Here is a 10,148-nt window from a genome sequence, read left to right as displayed (position 1 = left end):
TTTGGTGCGGCAGGCTTGGCCCCCGGCTTCGGAGCCTGTGCGCCCGGCTTCGGTGCGGCAGCCTTTGCCCCGGGCTTCGGTGCAGCCGGCTGTGCGCCGGGCTTAGGAGCGCCCTGACCTGGCTTTGGTGCGGCAGGCTTGGCCCCCGGCTTCGGAGCCTGTGCGCCCGGCTTCGGTGCGGCAGCCTTTGCCCCGGGCTTGGCCGCAGCGGACTGCGCCCCTGGCTTAGGAGCACTTGCCTTGGCAGTGCTCTTAGCAGCGCCCTTGGCAGGCTTTTTGTCTTGCTTCTTCTCGGCGGACTCATCGCCACCGGACTGTGCTTCATAATGAGCTCGCATCTTCTTAACCACCGGCGGTTCGATGGTGGAAGAAGCAGTCTTTACAAACTCACCCTGTTCTTTCAGGGTGGCGAGCAGTTCCTTGCTGGTTACTCCGAGCTGCTTTGCTAGCTCGTGAACACGTAGCTTTCCGGGCACTTGTCTCCTCTTGGTATCGACTAGGAGCCAAGGCCACGGAAACTGGCCTGACCCCTAGTTAGGTTTGTTGGACGTTCATCGCTGATGCTTCATCGTTGTGCGCTCATCAGTGTTCGGTCTTCCTTTGTAACTCTGGTTTGTACGAATCTAACGCGGTGTCTTCCGCCTTAGCTACTTGTCCGCTCTGCGCTTCCAAGTATTGACGTACCTGACCTGTGTCCACGGGTGCGGACGTGCGAAGCGCGCGCTTGAAAGCACGTTTGCGCTCCGCCAGCTCGAGTGCAGAAAGGGTGGGGCTAATCCACGCCCCACGACCGGGAAGCCGGCGGTGGGGATCTGCTACCAGGCGGCCATGCGGATCATCTCGGTCGATAACCACTCGTAGCAAGTCCGTATCTGGCAGGCGGCGGCGAGTAGCGATGCAGGTCCGGAGTCTTAGCCTCTCAGACATTCAACTCCTTACTTTTCGCGTCGCCACTATGCCCCATTCTGCAACTGGGCCGTTTACTAGACTACGCTACAACCGCGCAGATCCTTAATTAGCGTCAGCGTCCGAGTGGATATCAATCTTCCAACCGGTCAAACGAGCAGCTAGTCGGGCATTTTGCCCCTCTTTACCAATGGCCAGGGAGAGCTGGTAATCCGGCACTACCACACGGGCGACCTGTGCCTCGTTGTCCACGACGGTGACCTTAACCACCTTTGAGGGGGCTAGCGCATTGCCCACATAGACCGTGGGGTCCTCACTGAAGTCAATGATGTCAATCTTCTCACCGCCGAGCTGACGCATGATGTTGTTGACGCGCTGGCCGCGTGGCCCGATGCAAGCGCCCTTCGCGTTCAGGCCCTTCGCGTGGCCCACAACCGCCACCTTGGAGCGGTGCCCCGCCTCGCGGGCGATGGCAATCATTTCTACGGTTTCATCGGCAACCTCTGGAACTTCCAACTCGAAAAGGCCACGCACCAATTCAGGGTGGGTACGCGAGAGGTTGATCTGCACCTGAGCACCATTGCGATTCACGCCGACAACGTAGGCCTTAATGCGGTCACCGTGCTCCAGCTTTTCACCGGGAATCTGCTCGGCAGGCAGTAGAATGCCGTCCTGGGATTCCAGCTCAGAGCCCAACTGGACCACGACGATGCCGCGGGCATTAGCGCGGGCATCGCGCTGGACGATGCCACTGACCACGCGGCCGGTAAGCCCCGAGTAGGAATCATAGGTGCGCTCTGCCTCCGCCTCGCGCAGCTTGCGCAAGATGGCCTCGCGCACGGCCTGTGCGCCTACGCGGCCAAAGTTCTCTGGGGTGTCATCGTATTCGGTGGTTACTTCCCCAGTTTCCGGGTCGCGCTCCGAGACGATGACGCTGACGGCACCAGTGGTGGTATCGATATCGACGCGGGACTTGGCACCTTCTACCTTGCCGCCAGCATTAGACTCGCGGTAATCCAGGTAGGAATACAACAAGGCACCCGCAATCGCTTCCAGCAAGTCCTTTACCGGGACGTTGCGTTCGGATTCGATGGTGCGAAGTGCCTGCAGATCAATATTCACTTGTCATTCCTCTCGGTTGCCGGTTAATTCTCGGCTTCTTCAAACGTCTTGTGCACTGCCTCTATTTCCTGTTCGGACGGCTGCGCAAATTCAATTTCTACCACTGCCCGGGCAATGTTTTCCAATCGCTCTGCGCGCGTCTGCACGTCCTCTTTATTTGCCGTGATGAGGATTACGGCATCGGCGGCGTCGTTAAGCGCGCCAATGCGAGCTGTCTGAGACTTGCCATCGCCAAGGTCGAAGGAAACCTTGCGCCCCCGATTGCGGCGCCAGTGGCGTGGGGCGGTCAACGGCAAATCCACTCCGGGGGTGGAAACCTCCAGGGTGTAGCCGGCACCAAAATTGAGCTCGCCTGCTTCTTCCTTGGCGTCAAAGAAAGCAGAAATCTCATTAGATACTTCCTCCAGCACGTCCGAGCTAGGGCGCTTATCACCATCAATACGGATAACCACCTGGGATTTCTTCCCCGCCTTGGTGGTCTTAATGTCTTCTACATCCAATCCCCGCTCAGCTAGCTTTGGCTGCAAGAGTTCGGTCAATTGTTGTGCATCTGGGAAAGCCATGCCCACTAGCCTACGTGCTACCGGGTACAGTCTTTTGCGTGAACCGCCGACGTATAGCTTTGATTCTCGTAGCCACAACCGCCACCCTGCCCGCCTTAACCGGGTGTCAGGCAGTTGATTCCGTCGTCGACTATTTCGGCCCCCGGCCGGAAAATAGGCTGCTCGCGCTTGCCGACGCCGCCGCAACCGACGCCCTTGCTTTAAACGGCGTCGACGATCACGCCGCGGAGATCCGCAGTTCCCAGGCCGATGCCCTCTATGCCGAAATTACGCGCCTCTGCGGTACCGACGATGCCGGCAATCCCCCACGCTCGTGTGAGGTAGAGCGCCCCACTAAAGCTAACCGCGCCGCGGATTCTTCCGAGGTTATGGAAAATGCCGCCTCTGCTACGACAGCGGCAGCCGATGAAGTCACCGTTGAATCGCGCACCCTGGTGACCGAGCAAGCCATCGCGCTCAATGCTTGGCTGCCAGGCGATGCTCCCGCTATCCCAGAACTTTCCCAACCAGAGCAAAAAAGTGCTGCCGATCTCCTTGCCTGGGAGTATGAGCAGGTTTATGCGCTGGATTTCGCCCGGGCCTACGTCGGCGCAGAGCACGAGGGCAACGTGGACCACCGCCTAGAGGTCCACCACCGCCGCATCGATGCCCTGCAGGAGGCCTTAGGCCGGTATGGCACCGTGCCGCAACCCGAGCCGGCTTATTCTTCCGGCGACCAAGAACTTCCCCATGATTCCGCATCTGCGCTGAACTTTTTAGGCGGCCTCGCCGACCAGGACGGCCGGAAATGGTCCGCCGCCGCTGCGCAGGCGGCGCAAGAAGAATCACCAGATCAAGACTGGATCACCTGGCTTATCGGCATCGCGGCCGAATCCCACGGCATACGCTAGAACGCGACGCCTGTCTGTCAATCCCCTGAACGCCGGACAGTGAAAATGTAGCGAGCTCTACGACGCTATGCATTGCTTCTGCTCTACAAGCGTGCGTAGGTTGGTGCACCATGAGCTTGCAGGAGATACCGCGAGCCTAAAAGACACAAAGAGAAGGAGTTTCCTCTCAATGCGTTCTAAGAAGACCATTTTGACTGTATCCGCCGCCGCACTGGGCCTTGCTGGCCTTGCCGCCCCTGCCGCTACTGCCGCACCGGCTAGCGCTTGGGATCAGGTTGCTGCCTGCGAGTCCGGCGGTGACTGGCATATCAATACCGGAAACGGTTACCAGGGTGGCCTGCAGTTCAACGCGCAAACCTGGGCTGCCAATGGCGGCACCCAGTACGCTGCAACCGCTGACCAGGCAACGCGAGAGCAGCAGATTGCCGTGGCCGAAAACGTTTTGGCCGCCCAGGGCGCTGGCGCATGGCCTAACTGCGGCGGCCCAGTTGCCGGCTAAAACATAGGCTCCGACACGAAAGAGAAAGCCGGCCCCTCCCCACCCTGCGGCGTTTCCGCGGGGTTGAGGACGGGGCCGGCTTTTCTGCTGCGTCTACCTAGCTAGCGCGCAGCAATGTCAATTCCTTTAAGCCTCATGCTTGGCGATATTCCAGGCATACATCATAAGCAGCACCTGCAGCGGCTGACGGATGATGTGGTAGAACTTTTTCGGCCATCCTGCCTTGCGCTCAATCCAGGCGTGGTACATATTGGCTGGCCATACAGCGGCAAAGAGCGCAAGCGCAGAAGCACCGCCGAACCCACGGGTAGCGCGGCGCCGCAGCAACGCGCCAGTGACTATCTCCCAGAGACCAGAAGCAAAGTTATAAAACCGTGCGGGGCCGGGCAGCTGCGGCGGAACGATGGATTCGAAAGTTTGCGCCTTCACAAAGTGCAATACGCCCATGGCGGAAAGCACCGTGGAAAGTCCATTCTTTTGGAAATTCATGCCTTCCACGGTACCCCGACGCGAATCATTGCGCGCTTTTCTAACCGCGAACCAGCTCAAGAATCTTGTCCACGATTTCCTCCGCCGGGACCTCTAGGGTCTCTCCGCCGCGGATGCGCAGCTCTATCTTGCCTTCCTTGAAGGCACGGCCCAGGACTGCCACAAATGGTATGCCTAGCAGTTCTGCATCCTTGAACTTCACGCCTGGGGAGACCTTCGGGCGGTCATCAAAAAGCACCTCGATCCCCTTGGTGGACAGCTCTTCCACCAATGTGTCGCCGGCCTCCATGGCTGCGGCGTCCTTATTAGCCACTGCCACATGGACCTGGTACGGCGCGACAGCTACCGGCCAGTTAAGGCCCTTGTCATCATGGCGCTGCTCGGCTAGCACAGCCAGCATACGAGTGATGCCGATGCCATAAGACCCCATGGTGGGAACCGCACGCTTGCCGTTTTCATCCAAAATCTGGACGTCGAAGGCCTCGGTGTATTTGCGGCCCAGCTGGAAGATGTGGCCCAGCTCGATGCCGCGCTCCAAGGTCAACGTGCCCTGGTTATCCGGGGCAAGATCGCCTTCCTTGACCTCTGCGGCCTCAATGAACTCATCCACGGTGAAATCGCGGCCAGCCACGCAACCAACCACGTGGCGCTCGCTTGCGTCAGCGCCGGTAATCCACGCTGTGCCCTTGACCACGCGCGGATCGGCCAAGACTTTAATGTCATTGGCGTTCAATACGCGCGGTCCAACATAGCCCTTGACTAGGAAGTCATTGTCAGCAAAGTCCTTGTCCCCGGCCAATTCAAATTCCACCGGCTCGAGTGCAGCCTCGAGGCGCTTTTCATCCAGTTCACGATCGCCCGGGATGAGCACGGCGGCCAACTCGGACTCGCGCTTTTCGCTCTCAGCAGCTGGGTGGAAGAGCTTTACCATCATGCATTTGAGGGTATCTGCGGCCGTTGCCTCGCGGCCGTCGATAGTAATGCCTGCTTGCTTTGCCCAGGAAACGAGTGAATCAATGCTCTCTGCATTCGGGGTGTCGTATTCCTGCGCCTCTGGCTGGCCCTCGATGTCCTTCTCCGCTGGTGCTGGGGTAACTACGGCTTCCACGTTGGCAGCATAATCGCCTTCAGTAGAGCGCACGAAGGTATCTTCACCGACTTCAGAGACGGCGAGGAACTCCTCCGAGGCAGAACCACCCATCGCGCCAGAGGTGGCCTTACAAATGGCGTAATCAATCTCTAGACGGTTGAAAATATTTTGATACGCCTTCCGGTGGCGGCCATAGGACTCATCCAATCCTTCATCGGTCATGTCGAAGGAGTATGAGTCCTTCATGGTGAACTCGCGGCCCCGCAGCACACCGGCGCGGGGGCGTTCCTCATCGCGATACTTGGCCTGAATCTGATACAGCGTAACCGGAAAATCCTTATAAGAGGAGTACATGTCCTTTACGGCGCTGGCAAACATCTCCTCGTGGGTAGGGCCGAGTAGCATGTCTGCGTTCTTGCGGTCCTTCAGGCGGAAGAGATTATCGCCGTATTCAACCCAACGGTTGGTCTTTTCATAAGGCTCGCGCGGCAACAAAGCAGGAAAAAGCATTTCCTGACCGCCAATAGCATCCATTTCCTGACGGACTACGTCTTCAATCTTGCGCAGCGTGCGCAGGCCCAACGGCAGCCAGGTATAAACGCCCGGCGCAACGCGGCGGACATAGCCGGCGCGCACGAGCAGCTTGTGGCTGGGGACCTCAGCATCAGCCGGGTCCTCACGAAGGGTACGGAGAAATAGTTCAGAAAGGCGGGTAATCATGGTCAAAAATATACCCCGCTACTGTGTATATATGCTCATTATCCTCCCTCCTTCAGAAACTAAGGACCACGGCGGCACAGGACACGCGCTTGATTTCGCGCAGCTTTCCTTTCCGGGACTAAACGAAACCCGGCGCGAAATTGCAGCTGAGCTGCAGTCTCTTTCGGTAGATGAGGCAATGAAGGTGCTGAAACTCTCAGAAAAGCTGCGCGGTGAAGCCGAGTCCAACCAGGGTCTTTTTACCACCCCCACCATGCCGGCCGTGTTGCGTTATACCGGCGTGCTTTTTGATGCCCTAGACGCTCCCACCCTCCCCACATGGGATCGCCTTGCCATTGGCGACGCCCTTTTTGGCATCCTCCGCGCCAGCGATCCCATCCCCCATTACCGGCTTTCGGGCGGGACAAAACTTAACGGCCGCACCATGAAATCGCACTGGGGCAAGCAGATTACGCAGGCTCTCGAGGGGGTAGACGAGCTTATTGTTGATCTGCGCTCGGGTACGTACCAACAATTGGGCCGGGTGAAAGACGCGGTAGCGGTGCGGGTAGAAAGCGTGCAAGAAGATGGCTCGCGCAAGGTAGTCAGCCACTTTAATAAGCACTACAAGGGCCTCCTCGCCCGCGAGCTAGCGCTCTCTCCTGCCGATGCCTATAGCGCCGCCGACGTTGCTGCTATCGCGCGCGCCGCAGGTATGACCGTTGAAGAACCGCGGCCGGGTTCGTGCGAGCTCACGCTCCTAGTCAGGCGCTGAGCCGACCACCGTTTGCCCAGCGCGGTCTGTTTAGCGCAACTGCGGGTTATATAGCAGGCTATTGCGTTGCACCGAGCACTCCGTCGCCACGCGTATTGAGCCGGAAACATGTCCGGATTCGCGCAGGGGGTAAAGCTGGCCTACTACCCTATCGCGCAGGTCCCAGGGCGAAATGGTGTTGAGGTAGATCTTGGTACCGCCTTCGAATCCAGCGAGCGTAGAAATACGTAACTTGATAAGAATGCGCCATGGTTGGGCAACATCGACGTCGGCGGGCTTGTGGTGCCATTCCTCATTGCAGGGCACCTCGCGGCCTACTGCGGCGTGGGCAGCGTGGACTAGATCGCTCATGGCACGAATTTCTTCTTCCGACTGCAGCCACGGCTCGCAGGTTGCGGACTTGGAGTACACCTCCAATGTGGGATAACGGTGTCCGAAGCCGGCGAAGAGGACAGCATGGTCGTTTTCCGCGATGACGAGATTGCGGCTAGCGGCATAATCCACCGCCCACTCGTTGTACATGTTCATATTGCTGCGCAGCATCTGGACCTCTCGGTGAGAAGCCATACCGCGATCATCAATAGCAACGAGCTGCTTGTGCAGGTGCTCGAAGGAAGCACCGGCTGGCTGCAACCAGTTTTGGAAAGCCACCACGTACGGGGCGTAGCGGTTGCGCTCGTAGAGATCCCGCATGGCGTCGATAGTCAGCTGCATAAAGAGCAGGTGTTCTTCAGCGCTTAGCGTGCCCGAAGATGCCAACTGCGAATCATCCTGTGCGCCGCGCTCAAAATGGCGGCCAGCCACGATGACGTCGTGACCGCCGGCGAAGAATCCAGCAGCCTGGTCCACCAGTTCTTCTTCGCTTGTCTCAGGCAAGTGCGCTGCTTTGCGCTTCGTACGCACTATCTTGAGCACATGTTCCCGGCCGGCCGGATCGCTAAGGTAGTTGTCCATGCGCTGGCGGGTTTCGGCATCCATCTCAAAGCCGTAATTGGCATGCCAATAGTCATAAGAGACGATTTCAAACAGATTGGGGATGCGCCGAAAGGCCGGCACTGTGTGATCGTATTCCTGCAAGGGCAATCCACGCACAATCCCGCCGGAAGGCAGAATGCGTGCCTTTTCCGGCGGGGTATCGGTCAAGCGCCCAGAGCAAAAGGCGCAGCGATGGCTAAAGTCTTCCTCTTGCAGTGGCTGCGGGTTAGCTACTGGTACAGACAGCGGGCGGTTGCCGCGGCCTGGCACGGTCCATACCTCGGTTCCCGAGAACGGGTTGACCTGTTTGACCGTGCCATCCCGCATGGTTTGGATGGGCTCAATGCGGGCAAAAAGTGCATCACTCATGCCCACTAGGGTAGTAACGCCTAGTACCTATTTCGCAACAGAGCGACGACGCGCCACCGCACAGGACCCACCAACGGTGAGCACGATCATCACGATTAGAACGACAGCGGCGACAGCTCGAGATTGCTCATCACCACTGCGGTTGGCGCCCATTACTAGCCCCCAAGCGTTGGCATCAGGTAGCACGCGGAGGATAGCCTTAGCCCAAGGAGCGCTAACGGCATCGAGGGCGGTTTCAATGACGAAATACTCTGCCACGAGAATCATCGCTGCGAATGCACCACTGCGCAAAAGGTAGGCCAAGCTGGTAGCTAACAGGATAAAGACAGTCCACTCAACGTAGGCAAGGATGAACCCATTGTTATCCGGCCAATGCATAAAGCTGTCAAAATTGAAATCACCTCCGAAGGCAGTAATCAACAGCGTGGCTACCACCATGCCCAGTGTGGCCGCGAGCAGTAGCGAAAAGGTGATGATGAAAAATTGGCTCAGCACTATACCTACGCGGCGATTTGATGAGAGGTATGACCATGAAACTGTTCCTTTACTTTGGTCGCCGCCTACCATCATGGCGGCAGCAAACACCATCACGACAATGGCGAGTGAACCGGAAATAGACACATCGACAGCCTCGAACTTGCCGTCGACCGTTCCATTGAAGTCATTCGCCCAAGCCAACAAGACAGCGCCGGCAGCCATGCCAGCTGAAACTACGGCGAGGTATATCCAAGTAGAGCGGAGCGAAAATAGTTTCCGGGATTCAGAAATCAGAGCGTTCATGTGAATCTATCCTTTGCAGATGGAGCGTGTTGTGCAGGTGAAAAACTATGCAGAGCGGTAGGCCACGTGGTCGGCTGTCGCGCCGAGGTAGGCCTCTTCCAGGGAGGGCTGCTTGCGTTCCAAGCTGGAGATGAGAATGCGGTTATCCAGACAGATGCGGCCGATGTCGGAGCCTTCGAGACCGCGCACGCGCAGGACTTCCCCGTCAAAGGAGGTCTCCGCATCGGTGCCGTGCAACAGCCGCAGGAGTGCATCGGGCTGGTCCACAATCACTTCGAGGCTTGCGCCTCCCGTGCCATTGACAAACTCCTCCACGGTGCCCTCGCCCAGCAACTTGCCCTTGCCGATGACCACGAGGCGGTCTGCGGTGAGCTGCATCTCCGAAAGTAGGTGGGAGGAAACCAACACGGAGCAGCCGGCCTCGGCGAATTCGCGGATGCGGGCACGCATCCAGTGCACGCCTTCGGGGTCGAGGCCGTTGACGGGTTCGTCAAGAAGCAAGTGCTTCGGCTCGCCGATGAGCGCACAAGCAAGGCCCAGGCGCTGCTTCATGCCTAGCGAATAGCCGCCCACTCGCTTGGTGGCTACCTGGGTAAGGCCGACGCGGTCTAGGGTGTCATCCACGTGGTTCATGGACACGCCCTGCAACGCGGCCATGTAGCCCAGGTGAGCACGGGCGCTGCGGCCCGGGTGGAACCAGTTGGCGTCCAACAAGGTGCCCACCGTGGTAGCGGGATTGGACAGCCCGCGGAAGGGCGTGCCATCAAAAGTCGCGGTGCCGGAAGTCGGATTCTCCAACCCCACGCACATGCGCATGGTGGTTGATTTGCCAGAACCATTCGGTCCGAGGAAGCCGGTGACTTGACCGTCTGGGACCTCAAAGGAGAGGTCATCTACTGCTTTAAAGGAACGGAAATTCTTAGAAAGGTGTGAAACTTTGAGCATGGTTTCCATCGTGCCGCCTGACCAGCACGAAGTAACCATCCTCGGG

12 protein-coding genes are annotated in these 10,148 nt (G+C 58.4%); 3 read left to right on the top strand and 9 right to left on the bottom strand.

Features of this window, described 5'->3' with window-relative positions; all coding sequences use genetic code 11:
• The 4 genes from QP990_RS03370 to rimP form a co-directional block, all read right to left on the bottom strand.
• The coding region (locus QP990_RS03370) for a translation initiation factor IF-2 N-terminal domain-containing protein (protein WP_284798432.1) at positions 1-476 on the bottom strand (476 nt) is incomplete at its 3' end.
• A 106-nt stretch (positions 477-582) separates the two neighbouring features.
• A complete protein-coding gene (locus QP990_RS03365) occupies positions 583-927 on the bottom strand; it encodes a YlxR family protein (protein WP_284798430.1) in 345 nt (114 codons plus the stop codon).
• Between the two features lie 84 nt (positions 928-1,011).
• Positions 1,012-2,028 (bottom strand): transcription termination factor NusA, encoded by a 1,017-nt coding sequence (gene nusA / locus QP990_RS03360; RefSeq protein ID WP_023021332.1) that lies wholly within the window; start codon positions 2,026-2,028, stop codon positions 1,012-1,014.
• Between the two features lie 23 nt (positions 2,029-2,051).
• Entirely contained in the window at positions 2,052-2,591 is a 540-nt protein-coding gene (rimP, locus tag QP990_RS03355; RefSeq protein WP_284798428.1) for a ribosome maturation factor RimP, read from the bottom strand.
• Between the two features lie 38 nt (positions 2,592-2,629).
• Between rimP and QP990_RS03350 the strand changes: the two genes are divergently transcribed.
• Together QP990_RS03350 and QP990_RS03345 are read left to right on the top strand one after the other, a co-directional pair.
• On the top strand, positions 2,630-3,481 hold the full coding sequence (locus tag QP990_RS03350; RefSeq protein WP_284798426.1) for a DUF4439 domain-containing protein: 852 nt from the start codon (positions 2,630-2,632) through the stop codon (positions 3,479-3,481).
• Positions 3,482-3,650: 169 nt separating this feature from the next.
• The gene (locus QP990_RS03345) at positions 3,651-3,980 is read left to right on the top strand and encodes a transglycosylase family protein (protein WP_239207588.1); all 330 of its coding nucleotides are present in this window, start codon (positions 3,651-3,653) and stop codon (positions 3,978-3,980) included.
• A 126-nt stretch (positions 3,981-4,106) separates the two neighbouring features.
• Here QP990_RS03345 and QP990_RS03340 read toward each other — a convergent pair whose 3' ends face one another.
• Together QP990_RS03340 and QP990_RS03335 are read right to left on the bottom strand one after the other, a co-directional pair.
• On the bottom strand, positions 4,107-4,469 hold the full coding sequence (locus QP990_RS03340) for a hypothetical protein (protein ID WP_239207587.1): 363 nt from the start codon (positions 4,467-4,469) through the stop codon (positions 4,107-4,109).
• 40 nt (positions 4,470-4,509) lie between these two features.
• Positions 4,510-6,279, bottom strand: a complete 1,770-nt coding sequence (locus tag QP990_RS03335) for a proline--tRNA ligase (protein WP_284798422.1) — start codon at positions 6,277-6,279, stop codon at positions 4,510-4,512.
• 31 nt (positions 6,280-6,310) lie between these two features.
• Between QP990_RS03335 and yaaA the strand changes: the two genes are divergently transcribed.
• A complete protein-coding gene (yaaA, locus tag QP990_RS03330) occupies positions 6,311-7,033 on the top strand; it encodes a peroxide stress protein YaaA (protein ID WP_284798421.1) in 723 nt (240 codons plus the stop codon).
• Positions 7,034-7,063: 30 nt separating this feature from the next.
• Here the strand turns inward: yaaA and QP990_RS03325 are convergent, their stop codons facing one another.
• From QP990_RS03325 to QP990_RS03315, 3 genes are read right to left on the bottom strand one after another with little or no spacing between them, the layout of a single operon-like run.
• On the bottom strand, positions 7,064-8,377 hold the full coding sequence (locus tag QP990_RS03325; protein ID WP_239204223.1) for a DUF4921 family protein: 1,314 nt from the start codon (positions 8,375-8,377) through the stop codon (positions 7,064-7,066).
• 27 nt (positions 8,378-8,404) lie between these two features.
• Positions 8,405-9,157 carry an ABC transporter permease gene (locus QP990_RS03320; protein WP_023021324.1) on the bottom strand — a complete coding sequence of 251 codons (753 nt, stop codon included), beginning with the start codon at positions 9,155-9,157 and terminating at the stop codon, positions 8,405-8,407.
• Between the two features lie 45 nt (positions 9,158-9,202).
• Positions 9,203-10,102 carry an ABC transporter ATP-binding protein gene (locus tag QP990_RS03315; RefSeq protein ID WP_208612429.1) on the bottom strand — a complete coding sequence of 300 codons (900 nt, stop codon included), beginning with the start codon at positions 10,100-10,102 and terminating at the stop codon, positions 9,203-9,205.
• Positions 10,103-10,148 lie beyond the last annotated feature (46 nt).

Origin of the sequence: Corynebacterium sp. MSK071 (genome assembly GCF_030232125.1) — a bacterium.
Lineage (GTDB): Bacteria > Actinomycetota > Actinomycetes > Mycobacteriales > Mycobacteriaceae > Corynebacterium > Corynebacterium kefirresidentii.
Note: the sequence above shows the minus strand (reverse complement) of the source record. Positions and strands in the feature narration are given on the sequence as shown.